Source organism: Azospirillum rugosum (genome assembly GCF_017876155.1).
GTDB lineage: Bacteria > Pseudomonadota > Alphaproteobacteria > Azospirillales > Azospirillaceae > Azospirillum > Azospirillum rugosum.
On sequence record NZ_JAGINP010000026.1, the window covers coordinates 97,119 to 113,505 of the forward strand.

General features: G+C 71.0%; 12 protein-coding genes. 5 read left to right on the top strand and 7 right to left on the bottom strand.

What is annotated here, in order from left to right; all coding sequences use genetic code 11:
• Window positions 1-85 precede the first annotated feature (85 nt).
• Entirely contained in the window at window positions 86-355 is a 270-nt protein-coding gene (locus J2851_RS29055; protein WP_209770751.1) for a hypothetical protein, read from the top strand.
• Between the two features lie 10 nt (window positions 356-365).
• On the opposite strand, the gene J2851_RS29060 is transcribed toward J2851_RS29055, so the two are convergent.
• The 6 genes from J2851_RS29060 to J2851_RS29085 form a co-directional block, all read right to left on the bottom strand.
• Complete coding sequence (locus J2851_RS29060; RefSeq protein ID WP_209770754.1) at window positions 366-920, bottom strand: biotin transporter BioY; 555 nt, start codon at window positions 918-920, stop codon at window positions 366-368.
• A gap of 48 nt (window positions 921-968) precedes the next feature.
• The gene (locus J2851_RS29065; protein WP_209770756.1) at window positions 969-1,568 is read right to left on the bottom strand and encodes an energy-coupling factor transporter transmembrane component T family protein; all 600 of its coding nucleotides are present in this window, start codon (window positions 1,566-1,568) and stop codon (window positions 969-971) included.
• Window positions 1,568-2,242 carry an energy-coupling factor ABC transporter ATP-binding protein gene (locus tag J2851_RS29070; protein ID WP_209770757.1) on the bottom strand — a complete coding sequence of 225 codons (675 nt, stop codon included), beginning with the start codon at window positions 2,240-2,242 and terminating at the stop codon, window positions 1,568-1,570. The genes J2851_RS29065 and J2851_RS29070 overlap by 1 nt, the downstream gene beginning before the upstream one ends.
• A gap of 277 nt (window positions 2,243-2,519) precedes the next feature.
• Window positions 2,520-3,275: an SDR family NAD(P)-dependent oxidoreductase gene (locus J2851_RS29075; RefSeq protein WP_209770759.1), complete on the bottom strand. Its 756-nt coding sequence runs from the start codon at window positions 3,273-3,275 to the stop codon at window positions 2,520-2,522.
• 237 nt (window positions 3,276-3,512) lie between these two features.
• Complete coding sequence (locus tag J2851_RS29080) at window positions 3,513-4,424, bottom strand: LysR family transcriptional regulator (protein ID WP_209770761.1); 912 nt, start codon at window positions 4,422-4,424, stop codon at window positions 3,513-3,515.
• A 71-nt stretch (window positions 4,425-4,495) separates the two neighbouring features.
• Entirely contained in the window at window positions 4,496-5,632 is a 1,137-nt protein-coding gene (locus J2851_RS29085) for a hypothetical protein (RefSeq protein ID WP_209770763.1), read from the bottom strand.
• A 263-nt stretch (window positions 5,633-5,895) separates the two neighbouring features.
• On the opposite strand from J2851_RS29085, the gene J2851_RS29090 reads away from it, so the two are divergent.
• From J2851_RS29090 to J2851_RS29100, 3 genes are read left to right on the top strand one after another with little or no spacing between them, the layout of a single operon-like run.
• Window positions 5,896-11,001, top strand: a complete 5,106-nt coding sequence (locus J2851_RS29090; protein WP_209770765.1) for an AAA family ATPase — start codon at window positions 5,896-5,898, stop codon at window positions 10,999-11,001.
• On the top strand, window positions 10,998-12,536 hold the full coding sequence (locus J2851_RS29095) for a response regulator (protein WP_209770767.1): 1,539 nt from the start codon (window positions 10,998-11,000) through the stop codon (window positions 12,534-12,536). The genes J2851_RS29090 and J2851_RS29095 overlap by 4 nt, the downstream gene beginning before the upstream one ends.
• Complete coding sequence (locus J2851_RS29100) at window positions 12,536-13,195, top strand: response regulator transcription factor (RefSeq protein ID WP_209770769.1); 660 nt, start codon at window positions 12,536-12,538, stop codon at window positions 13,193-13,195. The genes J2851_RS29095 and J2851_RS29100 overlap by 1 nt, the downstream gene beginning before the upstream one ends.
• Before the next feature lie 152 nt (window positions 13,196-13,347).
• Here the strand turns inward: J2851_RS29100 and J2851_RS29105 are convergent, their stop codons facing one another.
• A complete protein-coding gene (locus J2851_RS29105; protein WP_209770771.1) occupies window positions 13,348-14,952 on the bottom strand; it encodes a Na+/H+ antiporter in 1,605 nt (534 codons plus the stop codon).
• 337 nt (window positions 14,953-15,289) lie between these two features.
• On the opposite strand from J2851_RS29105, the gene J2851_RS29110 reads away from it, so the two are divergent.
• Window positions 15,290-16,237 (top strand): helix-turn-helix transcriptional regulator, encoded by a 948-nt coding sequence (locus tag J2851_RS29110; RefSeq protein ID WP_209770773.1) that lies wholly within the window; start codon window positions 15,290-15,292, stop codon window positions 16,235-16,237.
• Window positions 16,238-16,387: the final 150 nt, after the last annotated feature.

The window sequence follows — 16,387 nt, forward strand, 5'->3', positions numbered from 1 at the left end:
CCTGATTTCGCGGGGCTTCAAGCCCGCAACGGGCCGCTGCAAAAATCGCGCGTGCAACACGGCCGCCAGACCTGTTGGACGTCGCATGACGACGGAATCGCCCGAGGATCTGGTGAAGAAGTTGTCGGCGTGGCGTCTCTATCTGGAAGCGATCAGCCGGCAACGGAAGGACCGAATGGCTGCCCTGCTCGACGCCGCGGACGCCGCAAGCGCCCGCGCGCGGCGGATCCGTGACGAGGCGGAACAGGCGCGGCGCCGGCTGGACGCGCTGTCGCAGGGGCGAAAACCGCAGACGCCGCCGCCAGGGCACGCCGTCACGAACCGGGGCAAGCCGGACCCGGACGGCGCGCCGTGACCACCCACGGTCAATGCGCCGCGGCCAGCGGATAGGCGCGCTTCACGGTGGCGGCGGCGAAGGCGGCGACGCCCGCCTTGATCAGGTCGCCGGGGATGAAGGTGAGCGATCCCAGCGCCGCCTTCTCCAGCGGCAGGCCGCTGACCATGGACAGCCAGGGGATGCCCAGCGCGTAGTCGGCGCCGATCCCGCCCAGCGCGCAGGCGACGAACAGCGACGGAAGGCTGCCCCGGCGCGGCAGCCGCTCCGCCAGCCAGCCGACGGTGAAGGCCGCCAGCGCGAAGCCGATGGCGAAGCCGCCGGTCGGCCCCAGGAAGACGCCGAAGCCGCCGCGCCCGCCGGACAGCAGCGGCAGGCCGGCCGCGACCAGCAGCAGGAACAGCAGGAGCGACAGCCCGCCAAGCCGGGCGCCCAGGACGGCGCCGGCCAGCATGACGCCCATCAGCTGCGCCGTGATCGGCACGGGCAGGAAGCCCAGCGGGATCGGCGGCACAAGGCCCAGCACCGCGACGATGGCGGCGAACAGGGCGCAGTGGACGAGGTCGCGCGTGGTCAAAGGTTTCATCGTTCCGGTCTCGGATGCTCTCAGTTTCCAGGTGGTGTGGTCGTACCGTCACCGCGGATCATAGCCGCGGGCTTCCAGCGCGTCGCTCAAATGATCGGCCATGCGCATGGTCTTCACCAGCAGGGGAACCAGCAGCGCCAGGGCGGAGCGCTCCACCCCGCGCGCCCGCTGCGCCATGCGGATCTCCTGCACGAGGTCGAGCAGGACGGGGATCAGCCGGATCGTCAGGGCCAGCATCAGGCTGACCTTGCCGGCGTTCACCCCCAGCGGCCTCAGCCAGCCCAGCCCCCGCTCCAGCGCGTCGATGGTGTCGGAGGCGCGGGTCGTCAGCGTCACCAGCGACGCCAGAAGGACCAGCAGGGCCAGCCGGCCGGCCGTCGCCGCCCCGGTCTCCCACCCGGCGAAGGCCGCCTGGACGGCGAACAGCAGGACCAGCACCGGCAGCAGCGGGCGGATCTGGCCGAGGACGGCGCCCAGGGGAAGGCGCGCCAGCGCGAACAGCCCCAGCGCGCCAACCAGCGCGGCGCCGATGGCGACCGGGTTGGAGACGAAGAACAGGCCCGTCGCCGCGACCGCCAGCGCCGCCAGCTTCCAGCCCACGGGGAAGGCGTGGACCGGCGAGTCCCGGTGGAGGTAGAGGCCAAGCATCAGCCCATCCGCGCGACATAGGCGGCGATCGCCGCAGCGGGCGCATCGTCGGCCACCACGCGCCCCTCGTCCAGCACGATCACCCGCTCCGCCTCGGCGACGAGGTCCAGGTCGTGGGAGATCAGCAGGGCGGTCTGCGGCAGGTCGCGGATCACGCCGGCGATGCGGCGGCGGTTGCGCAGGTCGAGCAGGGTGGTCGGCTCGTCGAAGACCACGTAGGCCGGGTCCAGCACCAGCACCGACGCGATGGCGAGCAGCTGCTTCTGCCCGCCGCTCAGCCGGTGGGCGGGCCAGTCGCGGTGCTCCGTCAGGCCGAAGCGCGCCATCACCGCGTCCACGCGCCGGGCGATCTCGTCGCGCGGCAGCCGCAGGTTCTTCAGGCCGAAGGCGATGTCCTCCGCCACTGTGGGGTAGACGATCTGCACGTCGGGGTCCTGGAAGACGAAGCCGACCTTGCGGCGCACCGCCCGCGCGTCGCTGCGGGTGTCCAGCCCGTCCACCAGCACCCGCCCCTCGTCCGGCAGCAGCAGCCCGTTGAGCAGGCGCGCCAGCGTGCTCTTGCCCGATCCGTTGCTGCCGACGATCGCCACGCGGCGTTCCGCCAGCGTCAGGTCGATCCCGCGCAGCACCTCCCGCTCGCCATAGCGATGCCGGACGTTCCGGAGTTCAATCACCGCAGCAATCCCACCAGCCCTTCAACGTGCCCCTTTCATAGACCGGGAGGCGGGCAAGAAAAAGGCTGAGCGCTCCGTCGGAGCAAGGCCGTTGCATTTGAAATCCCCTCTCCCCTCTGGGGAGAGGGTTAGGGTGAGGGGGATGCGCGTGTGCCGAACGTACGAAGGTGGCGGGACCCCCTTACCCTGCCCTCTCCCCAGAGGGGAGAGGGTTCAATGGCCAATAAGCAATGGCCGAGCGCTCGATGGAGCGCTCGGCCGTTCTGGGACCCTGATATCAGACCTGCGCCTGCCCGCCGTCGGCGAAGAGTTCGGCGCCGTTCACGAAGCTGGAATCGTCGGACGCGAGGAACAGCGCGGCCTTGGCGATCTCCTCCGCCTCGCCGACCCGGCCGAGCGGAATGCGGGAGGCGAGATAGTCCAGCAGACCCTGGCGCTGCGCCGCATCGTCGCCGGCCAGCTCGACCAAGCCCGGCGTGCGGGTGGCGCCGGGGCTCAGCACGTTGACGCGGATGCCCGTGTCCTTGAGGTCGAGCGCCCAGCTGCGCGCCAAGTTGCGCACCGCCGCCTTGGAGGCGGAATAGACGCTGAAGGCGGCCGTGCCCTCCGTGCCGGCGGTCGAGCCGGTGAGGATCACGGAGGAGCCGCGGCCCAGCAGCGGCAGCGCCTTCTGCACGGTGAAGATCACCGCCTTCACGTTGCGGCCGAAGGTGTCGTCGACCTGCTCCTCGGTGATCTGGCCGAGCGGCAGCATGGACCCGCCGCCGGCGTTGGCGAACAGCACGTCGAGGCGCCCGTGCTCCGCCTTCACCCGCTCGAACAGGCGGTCGAGGTCGGCGCTGCGGCTGGAGTCCGCCTGGACGCCCGTGGCACGGCCGCCGATCTCCGCGACGGCGCGGTCGAGCGCGTCCTGGCGGCGGCCGGTGATGTACACGTGCGCGCCTTCGGCGGCGAACAGCTTGGCGGTGGCGAGGCCGATGCCGCTGGTGGCGCCGGTGATGACGGCGACCTTGCCATCGAGACGGTTGGACATGATCGATTTCCTTTCAGAACGGGCGACCGTCGGCGGTGTGGCGCGTCTCGGCGCGCGGCCGGCCGGCGGTCGGTTGTGTTTCGGGTGAAGGGAAGGACGTCAGCGTCTTTTCGGCGGCGTCCGTTTGCCCTTGCTGAGGACAAACCTAGGCCCCGGCCGTCGTCCGGAGAAGACAGCCCGTGTGGAATGATTATCCATGCGTATGGATAATCGGGCCCCTTGGATAATCGGAATGGATCAGCCCGCCCGGTGGTCGATCCGGCCGAACAGCTCCGCGACCCACTCGGAAAAGACGCGGAGCTTGGCGCTGGGGTGGCGGTTCGCCGGGTAGACGAGTTGGAGAGGGTGCGGGCTCTGCGTCCAGTCCGGAAGGATCCGGACGAGCCGCCCGTCCTCCAGGAAGGGGCGGGCGACGAAGCCGAAGGTCTGGCCGATGCCCAGCCCCGCCAGCAGGGCGGTCACGTGCGCCGTGCTCTCGTTCACGCCGACGACGGACGGGCCGGCGATCTCGTGCCGCTCCTCCCCGCGCTGGAAATGCAGGGGAAAGACCTTGCCGGTGAGGGCGGAGCAGTAGCTGCACACCGCGTGTCCGGCCTCGATCTCCGCCGGGTGCGCCGGGATGCCGTGGGCCTCGATGTAGGACGGGGCGGCGCAGGTGACATAGTCCAGTTCGCACAGGCGCCGCGCGACCAGCGAACTGTCGGCCAGGGCGCCGCCGCGGATGACGCAGTCCACGCCCTCCCCGATCAGATCGACCGGCCGGTCGTTGACGCCCAGGAACAGCTGCACGTCGGGATAGCGCCCCCGGAAGTCGGGCAGGGCGGGGATCAGGACGAGGTTGGCCAGCGAGGACCCGATGTCGACGCGCAACCGCCCCCGCGGCAGGGCGCGCGCGTGCGCCGCCGTCGCGTCCATGTCCTCAAGCTCACCCAGGAGGCGCACCGCCCGCTCGTGGTAGGCGGCGCCCTCCGGCGTCACCGTGACGGCGCGGGTGGTCCGCTGGACCAGCCGCGTGCCCAGGTGATGCTCCAGGTCCTGCACCAGCTTGCTGACCGTCGAGCGCGGCAGGTTGAGGCTGTCGGCCGCCTTGGCGAAGGATCCCGCCTCGGCGATGCGGACGAAGGCCCTGATGGCGAGAAGCTGGTCCAAGCTGCGGCTCCCGTGGTGCGGCCCCGATCCTACCGCCGCACCGGACAGGATCAAGCCGGACCAGCCTGCGCTCAGCCGCCGGCCAGCTTGGCGAGCTTGATGGAGGTGTCGACGATGGTCTTCAGGGTGGAGCCGATGAAGATCAGCGTGTCGGCCGTTTCCTTCGTGATGCCGATCTTCTGGAGCGGCGCCCCGCGCATCGCCTTGTAGACCTCGTGGTGCTGGCTCATCTGCTCGTAGAAGGCGTCCTTGGTCTTCACGTTGGCTTGCAGCTCGTGGATCTTGTCGAGCGTGATGGTGACCTTCTCGCCCAGGATCTTCGCCATCGCCTTGGCTTCCTTGGGCAGCTTTTCCTTTTCCAGCTTTTCGATCTGCTTCATGAGCTTGTTGGCATACTCATAGAGCTTGTCGGACTTCTCTTCGATCTTGGCGGTCTTGGCGTGGAACTCGACCAGCAGCTTCTCCATGCCGCCGACCGACTTGATGAAGGGCACGCCGAGGATCGACGCCAGCTCGCGCGCGGTCGTCTTGGCGGTCAGCGTGCCGCTGCTGTAGGCGTCGGCCAGCGTATCGTCGGTGGCGCGCAGGTCCTTTTCCGCTTTCTCGATGTCGCGGGCGTAGGTGTAGATCTCCGCCGCCATGGACACGGCGGTCTTGGCCATGCTGCCGACCGTGGCGCAGATGCCGAGGATGGCGACGGGCGTCGCCCCGCCGGCGCTGGCCGCCGCACCGGCGATGTTCACCGCGACAGAGACGGTGCCGGCCAGGATGCTGATGGAGCCCTGCACCATCTTCCAGCCGAACTGGAGCTTGAACTTGGCCAGGTCCTTCTTCTTGCTGACGTAGCTGGCCCAGGCCTTCTCCACCGCCTTGACGGCGAGGCCGCCCTGGGCGTCGGCGATCTGCTTGCACAGGACGTTGATGGTCTTTTCGCGGTCGGCCAGTTCCTTCTCGCTCGCCGGCGGCTTCTTGTCCAGGTTGGCGTCGAAGTCCTTCAGGGCGCCGTGGATGTCCTTCCGGGACGAGTTCAGCTGCTCGTAGGCCACCGCGACCAGGTTCTGGACGATCAGCTTGTCCTTGTCGATGGCCTTCTGGAGGTCCTTCGGGATGTCCTTCAGCTCGACGGTGGCCTTCATGGCCGGCACCTTCAGGTGCTTCGTCTTCAGGCCATCGGAAAAGTCCATTTCGGCAAGCTTCACGGCCGGCATGCGCAACCCCCCGTCGTCGTAAGGCCACGGGCGGAACAGGCCGCGCATGGCGCCGCGCGGCGCACGCCATGACTTGGCGCCGCCGCGGCATTGATTGGAAACGTGCCCACAATCACTGACACAGGCGGGGGAGACGGGCGACGAGGACTTGCTCCGGAATGGACGGACCGCGCCTCCTCAACAGAGAGTCCCCCCGCGTTCCGGAATGGCGCTACCATGGGCGCCGACGGGGCGCCGGGAGCGCCCATGGGAAAGGCCGGTGCATGGGTGTGAGCGTGGAGCGTCCGGGGATGGTCGGTCCCGGTGACGACGTTCTGGGGAACGATGGCGAAACCTGGCTGGTGCGGGTGGCGCGGCCGGGGCAGCCCTTTCCCTTCCTGGTCAGGATGGCGGATCCGGACGGCCTGATGGCAGGTGGCCGGATCGCGGACACGCTGTCCCGGCTGCGCCGGGAGCACGACCTCGCCGACCGGCTCGACCCCGCCTGGGCGGTGAAGCCGCTCGACTTGGGCCGTCCCGGCGACGCGCCGGCCGGGATGGCGGAGGCGCTCACCCTCGCGGATCCCGGCGGGCAGCCGCTGTCGGAACTCGCGACGGCGCCGATGCCGCTGGGCCAGAGGCTGACCATCGCGCTGCGGGCCGCCGAGGCGGTCGGGCAGCTGCACCGGCGCGGGCTGCTGCACCGGGACCTGCGGCCGTTCAACCTGATGGTCGGGGACGACCGGACCGTGCGGCTGACCGGCTTCGGCCGGGCCTGCGCGCTCTCCGCCGCGCTGCCGAATGGGCCGTCGGGCGGTTCTGGAGTGGCGGAATTCCCCGGCCAGATCGCCTACATGGCGCCGGAACAGACCGGGCGGATGAACCGGCCGGTCGACCGGCGCAGCGACCTCTACGCGCTCGGCGTCACGCTGTACGAGCTGTTCACCGGGGCGCTGCCCTTCAACGCGCATGAGCCGATGGAGTGGATCCACGCGCATCTGGCGCGTCCCCCCATTCCGCCGGAGGTGCAGCGTCCCGACCTGCCGCCGCTCCTGTCCGACATCCTGCTGCGGCTGCTCGCCAAGACGGCGGAGGACCGCTACCAGACCGCCGACGGCCTGGCGCGTGACCTCGCCGACGCGTTGCGGTCGTGGGAGACGCGCGGATCCGTCCCCCGCTTTTCCGTCGGCCGGCGCGACCTGCCGGAAGGCCTCCGCCCCCCCTCCACCCTGTACGGGCGGGAGCAGCCGGTCGCCACGCTCCGCGCGGCCTTCGACCGCGTCGCCGAGCGGGGGCGGATGGGCGTCGTCCTGATCGCCGGCCGGTCGGGCATCGGGAAGTCCTCCGTCGTCCATGCCCTGCGCGGGCAGGTGGTGCCGCCGCGCGGGCTGTTCGTCGCCGGCAAGTTCGACCAGAGCCGGCGCGACCTTCCCTACGCCAGCCTGTCGGAGGCCTTCCGGGCGCTGGTCGACCGCATCCTGGAACAGCCGGCCCCGCAGCGCGACCACTGGCGGCGCGCGCTGCGCGAGGCGGTGGGCGGCAACGGCGCCCTGATGACGGTGCTGGCCCCGAACCTCGCGCTGCTGATCGGGGACCAGCCGGCGGTCGCCGACCTGCCGCCGCAGGAGGCGCAGCACCGCTTCGACCGGCTGTTCCGGCGGGTCCTGCAGGTCTTCGCCCGGCCCGAACACCCGCTCGTGCTGTTCCTGGACGACCTGCAATGGCTGGACCGCGCCACGCTCGACCTGCTGGACCGGCTGCTGGCCGACGGCGGCCCCGGCCATCTGCTGCTGGTCGGCGCCTACCGCAGCGACGAGGTCGGCCCCGGCCACCCGCTGGAAACGCTGATCGAGCGGGTGCGGGCGGCCGGGCCGGACCCAGACCGGGAGGAGATTGACCCCCAGGAGATTGATCGGGAGGAGATCACGCTGGCGCCGCTCTCCCCCGCCGACCTGCGGCGGATGATCGCCGACAGCCTGGACCGCCGGCCGGAGGAGGTGGCGGATCTCGCCGGCCTGCTGCACGGCCGGACGGGCGGCAACGCCTTCTTCGCCGTGCAGCTGCTGATCGCGCTGGAGCGCTCCGGCCGCCTGCGCTTCGACCGCGCCGACCGGCGCTGGCGCTGGGACATGGCGACGATCGAGGCGGCGCGGTCGGGCGACAGCATCGCCACGCTGATGACCGAACGGCTCGGCCGCTTTCCGCCGCTGGCGCGGACCCTGCTGGCCCGTTTCGCCGGCCTGGGCGCCGCGGTGCGGCTGTCGACGCTGGCCACCGCCGCCGGCGTGCCGGCCGCCGAGGTCGAGCGGTCCCTGGACGCGGTCGTGGCCGAAGGGCTGCTGCTGCGGACGGAGGATGGCTACCGCTTCCTCCACGACCGGGTGCAGGAGGGCGCCTACGCCCTGGTCCCGGAGGAGGAGCGGGGCGCCCTCCATTGCCACATCGCGCGCGCGCTCAGCCGCGGCTTCGGCGACGACCTCGCGGGGGAGCGGCTGTTCGAGCTGGTCGGCCAGTACGACCGCTGCCTGCCCCTGGTGGTGGACGACGGGGAGCGGGCGGAGGTCGCAGCACTCTACCTCGCCGCCGGCCGGCGGGCGAAGGCGACCAGCGCCCACGGGTCGGCCCTCACCTACGTGCTGGGCGGCCTGTCCCTGCTCGACGACCAGCGCTGGGAGCGGCAGCACCGCCTGAGCTTCGCGCTGGAGCTGCTGCGCGCGGAGTGCGAGTTCCTGGGCGGCGACCTTCAGGCGGCCGAACAGCGCCTGCTCGACCTCGTCGGGCGGGCGGAGGGACCGCCGGACCGCGCCGCCATCGCCGCACTCCTGGTGACCCTCTACACCGCCATCGACCGCAGCGACCGGGCGATCGACAGCTGCCTCGCCTACCTGCGCGACGTCGGAATCGATTGGCCGGCGCATCCGCCCGCGGACCTCGCCCACCGGGAATACGCGCGGCTGCGGGAGGCCATCGGCGACCGGACCATCGCGTCGCTGGCCGGGCTTCCCGGGATCGACGACCCGGACCGCCGGGCGACGCTGGACGTGCTGGCCGCCGCCCTTCCGCCGGCCTTCTTCAGCGACCGCAACCTGGTCTGCCTGATCCTGTGCCGCATGGCGAACCTGTCCTTGCAGCACGGCGCCGGCGACGCCTCGGCCCTCGGCTTCGCCTATCTCGGCATGGTCGCCGGGCCCTATTTCGGCGACTACGCCGCCGGCTACGACTTCGGGCGGCTCGGCTACGACCTGGCGGAGCGCCACGGCCGGACCCGCTACCGCGCGCGGGTGCTGATGACCTTCGCCTACCATGTGGTGCCCTGGACGCGCGACGTGCGCAGCGAGCGTCCGCTCCTGCTGCGCGCCTTCGAGGAGGCGCGGGAGGCCGGCGACGTCACCTACGGCGGCTTCACCAGCGTCACGCTGGTCACCAGCATGATCGCGGCCGGCGACCCGCTGGCGACCGTCCAGCGCACGGCGGAGGCGCGGATGGCCTATGTCCGGCAGGTCAAGTTCGGGCTGTGCGCCGACATCCTGACCACCCAGCTCCAGATGGTGCGGGCGCTGCGCGGGCTGACCCACGGGCTGGGGACCTTCGACGGGCCGGGCTTCGACAACGCGGCGTTCGAGGCGCGGCTGCTCGCCAACCCCAGCCTGGATATCGCCACCTGCTGGCACTGGATCCGCACGCTCCAGCTCCGCTGCGTCGCCGGCGACATGGCCGGCGCGGTGGAGGCCGCGGAACGGGCGGAGGGGCTGCTGTGGACCACCTCCGGCCATCTGGAGATGGCCTCCTACCAGTTCCACGCGGCGCTGGCGCGGGCGGGCGCGATGGATGGTGCTTCAGACGAGGAGCGAGACCGTCACGCCGCGGCGCTGGCGCGGCACCGGGACCAGCTGCGCGCCTGGGCGGGCCACAGCCCCGACAGCTTCGAGGCCCGCTTCCAGCTGGTGGAGGCGGAGGCGGCGCGGATCGATGGCCGGACGGAGGACGCGATGCGCGGCTACGACCGGGCGGTGCAGGCCGCCCAGCGCACCGCCCTGCCGCATGTGGAGGCGCTGGCCCAGGAACGCGCCGCCGCCTTCTACCGCCGGCTGGGCGTGCCGACCCTGGAACTCGCCAGCATCCGGGAGGCGCGGGGCTGCTACGCCCGCTGGGGGGCGACGGCCAAGGTCCGGCAGCTCGACCAGCGCTACCCGGCCCTTCTGGGGGAGCGGGGCGACCCGGCCGCGGCAGGACCCCCCGGCGGCTTCGACGGCGTGGACCTGGCGACTCTGCTCGACACCCTGCGGGCCGTGTCCGACCAGGCGAGCGTCGAGCAGCTGACCGCCACGCTGCTGACCCTGGTGCTGGAGCATGCCGGGGCCAGCCGCGGGCTGCTGATCCTGGCGCGCGGCGAGCGGCTGCGGGTGGAGGCGGAGGCGGCGACCGGCCCCGACGGCGTCTCCGTCCGCCTCGTCCAGGAGGATGTGGAGCGGGTCCCGCTGCCGCACGCGATGATCCACGGCGCCATCCGCGACCAGGAGACGGTGATCGTCGACGACACCCGGGCGACGGGCCCCTTCTCCGCCGATCCCTATGTCCTTGACACCGCGGCGCGCTCCATCCTGTGCATGCCGCTGGTCCGCCAGGGGCGGGTCGTCGGGCTGCTGCACCTGGAGAACACGCTGGCGACCCACGCCTTCACGCCCAAGCGGGTCAACGTGCTGACGCTGCTGGGCGCGCAGGCCGCGACATCCCTGGAGAACGCGACGCTGGAGGAGAAGGAGGCGCTGCTGAAGGAGGTCCACCACCGGGTCAAGAACAACCTCCAGCTGGTGACCAGCCTGCTCAACCTCCAGGCCAACCGGATCGAGGACAAGGCGGTGGCCGCCCTGTTCGCCGACAGCCGCGACCGGGTGCGCTCCATGGCGCTGGTGCACGAGAACCTGTACCGCATCGGCAACTTCGCGCGGGTGCCGATGCGGGCCCATCTGGAATCGGTGTGCGCCCATCTGCTGCGCGCCTACGCCTCCCACGGCGGGGCGGTGCGGCTGGAGACCGAGCTGGACGACCTGAAGCTCGACCTCGACCGGGCGGTGCCCTGCGGCCTGATCGTGAACGAGTTGGTCTCCAACGCGCTGAAGCACGCCTTCCCGGCCGGCCGACGCGGGGTCTTGCGCGTTTCCCTTACCGCGGCCCTGACCGCAGAAGGGGAGCAGGGGCGCCTCTCCGTCCGCGACGACGGCGTGGGCTTGCCGGACGATCATGATCCCGATAGTCTGGACACCATCGGACTGCAACTTGTTGATGATTTGACCAGCCAATTGCACGGAACTCTACAATACAGCTCCAGCACAGGCACCGAATTCGTGGTCACCTTTCCTTTGAAGGGTCGCAACCGGGGACATGAATGATCGCGGCCCGCATCCTGATCGTTGAAGATGACCGCGTCGTCGCACGCGATATTCGGGAGCAGCTCGCCCGCATGGGCCATGTGGTGGTCGGCACATCCGCCAGCGGCGAGGACGCGATCCAGCTCGCCAACCGCCACCAGCCCGACCTCGTGCTGATGGACATCCGGCTGGAGGGGGAGATGGACGGGATCGAGGCCGCGCGGCGCATCCGCGACGCCCACCAGATCCCGGTCGTCTTCCTGACCGCCTACGCCAACGACGAGACCGTGCAGCGCGCCAGCATGACGGAGCCCTTCGGCTATCTGCTGAAGCCGTTCGAAGAGCCGCAGATGCGCACCGTCATCCAGATGGCGCTGTACAAGCACGCCAGCGACGCCAAGCTGCGCCTGGGCGAGCGGCGCTACGCCGCCACGCTGGCCAGCATCCGCGACGGCGTCATCCTGTGCGACGGGCGGGGCCGGGTCGACTTCATGAACCGGGTGGCCGAGACGATGACGGGCTGGACCGCGGCGGAGGCGGTGGGGCAGCCCCTGTCGGCCGTCTTCGCCGTGATCGACGAGGAAACGCAGGAGCCGCTGGAGGATTTCGCAGCCCTCGTCCTGCGCAGCCGCGACCTGGCGCCGCCGGAACGGCTGTCCAGGCTGCTGCCCCGCTGCGCGGCGGGCGGGGCGGCCAACGTCTCCACGCCCGGCATTGTTGTTGAGGAGCGCTGCTCCGCCATCATCGACGACCGGGGCGACGTGGCCGGGGCCATCCTGGTGTTCAGCGACCTGACGCTGCGCCGGCAGATCGCCGAGGCGCTGCGCAAGGCGCAGGCCGACCTCGCCCAGATCGGCCGGCTGACCATGATGGGGGAACTGGCCGCGGCGATCGCGCACGAGGTCAACCAGCCGCTGATGGCCATCGTCACCAACGCCGGCACCTGCCTCCAGCACCTGTCGAAGGCGAAGCCGGACCTGTCCAAGGCCCGCGCCGTGGTCGAGCGCATCGTGCGCGACGCCCAGCGGGCGGGCGACGTGGTGCGCAGCATCCGCGCGCTGGCCCGCCGGACCCCGGCCGACCCCGGCTGGGTGGACATCAGCGCGCTGATCGCCGACACGCTGGCGCTGGTGCGGGCGGAGCTGCGGCGGGCGCGGATCGCGGTGGAGACCGACCTGCTCCGCGGGCCGCCCTGGGTGCACGGCGACCGGGTGCAGCTCCAGCAGCTGATGCTGAACCTGGTGACCAACGCCATCGAGGCGATGGACGCGCCGACGGTGGCCGACCGCCGGCTGCGCATCACCACCAGCGCCGAGGACGGCTGCATCCGCGTGCGCGTCGAGGACAGCGGCGTCGGCTTCGCGGAAACGGACGTCGACGTCCTGTTCAAGGCGTTGTACACCACGAAGGCCGACGGCCTGGGCATGGGCCTGTCGATCAGCCGGTCGATCGTCGAACTCCACGGCGGGCAGCTGACCGCGGCGCGCGGCACCCCCAGCGGCAGCGTGTTCGAGGTCGTGCTGCCGGTGTCGTCCGGTGGAGCGGGAGAGAGCTGATGGGGACGAAAGCCGAGGGCAATGCCACCGCCACCGCCGCCGCCACGGCCACCGTCGTGATCATCGACGACGACGAGGCGGTCCGGGAAGCGCTGGAAGGGCTGCTCGATTCCGTGGGGCTCCGCGTGGAAAGCTTCGCGTCGGTGCAGCAGTATGTGGATGGTCGGCCGTCCATCGACGTCGGCTGCATGGTGCTGGACGTCCGCCTGCCCGGGCGCAGCGGCATGGATTTCCAGGCCGAGCTTGCCAAGTCCGGGAACAGCCTGCCGGTGATCTTCATCAGCGGCCACGCCGACGTGCCGATGTCGGTCCGCGCCATGAAGCTGGGCGCCTTCGAGTTCCTGACCAAGCCGGTCCATCACCAGGAGCTGCTGGACTCCATCCAGGCGGCCATCGCCCGCCACCGCGCGCGGCGCGACCAGGAACGCGCGCTGGTCCTGCACCGCGCCCGCTTCGACACGCTGACGGCGCGCGAGCGCGAGATCACGCTGATGGTGGTGTCCGGCCTGCGCAACAAGCAGATCGCCGGCGACCTCGGCCTCAGCGAGGCGACGGTGAAGCTGCACCGCGGCCAAGCCATGCGCAAGATGGAGGCGCGGTCGGTCGTGGACCTGGTCCGCATCGTCGACACGCTGGTCCCGCAGGCCGAGGGGGCGTAGGCCGTCGGCAGGGCTGTCGCATTTGGCCGTTCAACCCTCTCCCCTCTGGGGAGAGGGGAGGGTGAGGGGGCCCCGCCATCTGGTACGTCCGGCAAAAGCGCAACCCCCTCACCCTAACCCTCTCCCCAGAGGGGAGAGGGGATTAGCGCCCCTCAGCCACCGTCCTCGGTTTCTGACAGGACGCGTTCGGCGGTCAGGTCTTCCAGGTCAAGCTCCGCCTCCAGGCGGTGGAGGACGGAATCGTGGATGCGGCCGGAGCGGTGCAGCGCCAGGATCTCCGCCCGGGCGGCGCGGTTGGCGGTCAGCACGGCCGCGAAATGCTCCCGCCGGTCGTCCGCGAGGCTGCCGTTGCTGTCCCTGAAGCGCACCGCCATCTCGGCCCGGTGGCTGTACTGCTCGACGAGGCGGGGGTGACGCTCCCCGCCGTCCAGCGTGCGGGAGCGCTTGCGCATTGCCTCCAGCGCGGCCTGGGCCATGCGGACGCGGGCCTCCGGCTCCGACAGGGTGGGCCGCCGCTCCAACGCGAAGCCGCCGAGCCGCATCGCGCGGACCAGCGGGGCGAGCGTCGTCCCCTGCACGAGGATGGAGACGAGGATCACCGCCCAGGTGGTCACCAGGATAACGTCGCGCCCCGGGAACGCCTCCGGGATCGACAGGGCGACGGCCAGGCTGACCACGCCGCGCATCCCGGCCCAGCTCATGATCACCGGCACGGCGACGGACGGGTAGGGATCGCGGCGGCGCAGGCCGGGCAGCAAGAAGCGGGGGATGTAGGTCGACGGGAAGATCCAGGCGAAGCGCGCCAGGATCATCGTCGCGGCGATCGCGGCGATCGCCGGCAGGAGGCTGGTCAGGGCCGTCCCCCCTTCCGCCATCCGCCCGAGCACGCCGCGCAGCGACAGCCCGATGATGATGAAGACCAGCGATTCCAGGAGGAACACCACCAGGGTCCACACCGCGTGCGCGTGGGTCCGCACCAGGGCGGAGAACAGCGCGTGCTGGCGCCAGCCCATCACGAGCCCGGCGCCGACGGTGGCGAGCACCCCGGACACGCCCAGCGCCTCCCCGGCCAAATAGGAGCCCCAGGCGGCCAGGAAGGTCCCGACGATGCTGAGCGACACGTCGCGCAGGCGGCCCAGCAGCAGCGCGGCCCCCTGGCCGAACAGGACCCCGGCCGCCACGCCGCCGACCGCCAGCCACAGGAACTCCGCGACCGCCGGCCCGGCCTCGAAGCTCCCCGTCAGCCCGGCGGTGACGGCGAGGCGGAACAGCACGATCCCCGTCGCGTCGTTCACCAGGCTCTCGCCTTCCAGCAGGGTGACCAGCCGGGGCGGCAGAGGCAGGCCCTTCAGCACCGCGTTGGCCGCCACCGCGTCGGGCGGCGACAGGATGGCGCCCAGCGCGAAGCAGGCCGCCCAGGGCAGCGACGGCATCACCAGATGGGCCACCAGCCCGACGGCCAGGGTGGTGAAGGCGACCGCCCCCACGGCCAGCTGCAGGATGATGCGCAGGTTGGCGCGGAAGTCGCTCCACACCGTGAAGTAGGCGCTGGCGAACAGCAGCGGCGGCAGGAAGAGCAGCAGCGTCAGGTCGGGATCGGGCGTGATGTCCGGCAGGCCCGGCACCAGCGCCAGCGCGATGCCGCCGACCACCAGCACCGCCGACGGCGGCAGGCGCAGCCGGTGCGCCGCCAGCTCCAGCACCACCACCGCCGCCATCAACCCAAGCACGAGTTCGAACTGACCGGAAGGCGACATGCGGGACGACCGTTTCCAGGATGAGGCTGTGGGCGGGAACGGGCAGTCTGGCGGGGGCGGTCCCGGTGGTCTTGTCCAATGTGGGCCCGGCTTGTCCGATCGGATCCGGAACCGGGCGCCCGTTCGTGCCAGGATTCCCGATTATACCAAGGTCTAGGTCCGCTCTACCTTGTCACGGTGAAAAGCGATCTGCGCTCAATGGCGCAACGCCCCGCCCCCCGATTACCCTTTGGCAAAAGGAAGCAGACCGCCGCCGTTCCGCAAGGCGGCCCCCGTAAAGCGGGGATCTGTGGGGAGTTCGGACAGCCTACCCAAGGCGACGCAACGGGGGACAACCATGGCCACGGCCGCGCGCAGCAATCTCGACCTTCGCTTCATCCCGGTCGCCAACCAGCCGAAGGTCCTGGTCCGCCGGATCGGACGGGGCATGGTGGGGATCGCCCGGGTCCGCTGCGACACCGACGGCCTCGGACCCTACGACCGTCCGGAGATCGAGGACGCCTTTCTGGTCAGCCATCACCTGACGCATTTCCGCTCCGACATCCGGGTGGACGGAAAGCTGGTGAACAAGCCGCGGAACATCGCCGGGCTGACGAGCATCCACGACTACCGCCGCTGCATCGACTGCGAGATGCACACCGCCTTCGACACCATGACCTTCCACCTGCCGCGTGTCGTGCTGGAGACGATCTTCCCGGACAGCCGGCGGGACCAGCTGGAGGATCTGGACATCGAGCCGAGCGGCAGCGTCGACGACGGCACCATCGCCGCCATGGCGGCGGCCATGCTGCCGGCGCTCGCCACGCCGGAGCGCATCAGCCTGCTGTTCCTCGACCATGTCAGCTGCGCGCTGGCGACGCACATCGTCGCCGCCTATGGCCGGCTGGCCTCGTCCAGGACCGCGGGGACCCTGGCCTCCTGGCAGGAACGCCGGGTCAAGGAGATGATCGCGGCCCGGCTGGACGGGGAGATCCGGCTGGCCGACCTGGCGGCCGAATGCCGGCTGTCCATCGGCCATTTCGTCCGCGCCTTCCGGCGGACCACCAACACCACCCCGCACCAGTGGCTGCTGCAACGCCGCGTCGATCACGCCAAGACCCTGATGCAGGACCGGGCGCGCACGCTGGCCGAGATCGCGCTGGCCTGCGGCTTCGCCGACCAGAGCCACTTCACGCGCACCTTCACCCGCCTGGCCGGCGTCCCGCCCGGCGTCTGGCGGCAGCGCAACGTGACCGCCGTGATCGGCCCGCGCCCCGGCGCGGCGGAGGAACGGGCGGTCGCGTGAGCACCTTTGGATTTATGAACGCAGAAATTCCATCGTCATCCCCGCGAAGGCGCTACGGTATGCACACATTTCGCCATTGCGGTAAGTGGCTGATACAGTGGAGAAAAAGCCCCTCTCCCTTGAGGGGAGAGGGGTTTGGGGTGAGGGTGG

Coding starts and splice junctions, on each gene's coding strand:
- J2851_RS29060 (WP_209770754.1), bottom strand. CDS start 920: ATGAAACCTTTGACCACGCGCGACCTCGTCCACTGCGCCCTGTTCGCC.
- J2851_RS29090 (WP_209770765.1), top strand. CDS start 5,896: ATGGGTGTGAGCGTGGAGCGTCCGGGGATGGTCGGTCCCGGTGACGAC.
- J2851_RS29095 (WP_209770767.1), top strand. CDS start 10,998: ATGATCGCGGCCCGCATCCTGATCGTTGAAGATGACCGCGTCGTCGCA.
- J2851_RS29085 (WP_209770763.1), bottom strand. CDS start 5,632: ATGCCGGCCGTGAAGCTTGCCGAAATGGACTTTTCCGATGGCCTGAAG.
- J2851_RS29055 (WP_209770751.1), top strand. CDS start 86: ATGACGACGGAATCGCCCGAGGATCTGGTGAAGAAGTTGTCGGCGTGG.
- J2851_RS29075 (WP_209770759.1), bottom strand. CDS start 3,275: ATGTCCAACCGTCTCGATGGCAAGGTCGCCGTCATCACCGGCGCCACC.
- J2851_RS29110 (WP_209770773.1), top strand. CDS start 15,290: ATGGCCACGGCCGCGCGCAGCAATCTCGACCTTCGCTTCATCCCGGTC.
- J2851_RS29105 (WP_209770771.1), bottom strand. CDS start 14,952: ATGTCGCCTTCCGGTCAGTTCGAACTCGTGCTTGGGTTGATGGCGGCG.
- J2851_RS29100 (WP_209770769.1), top strand. CDS start 12,536: ATGGGGACGAAAGCCGAGGGCAATGCCACCGCCACCGCCGCCGCCACG.
- J2851_RS29065 (WP_209770756.1), bottom strand. CDS start 1,568: ATGCTTGGCCTCTACCTCCACCGGGACTCGCCGGTCCACGCCTTCCCC.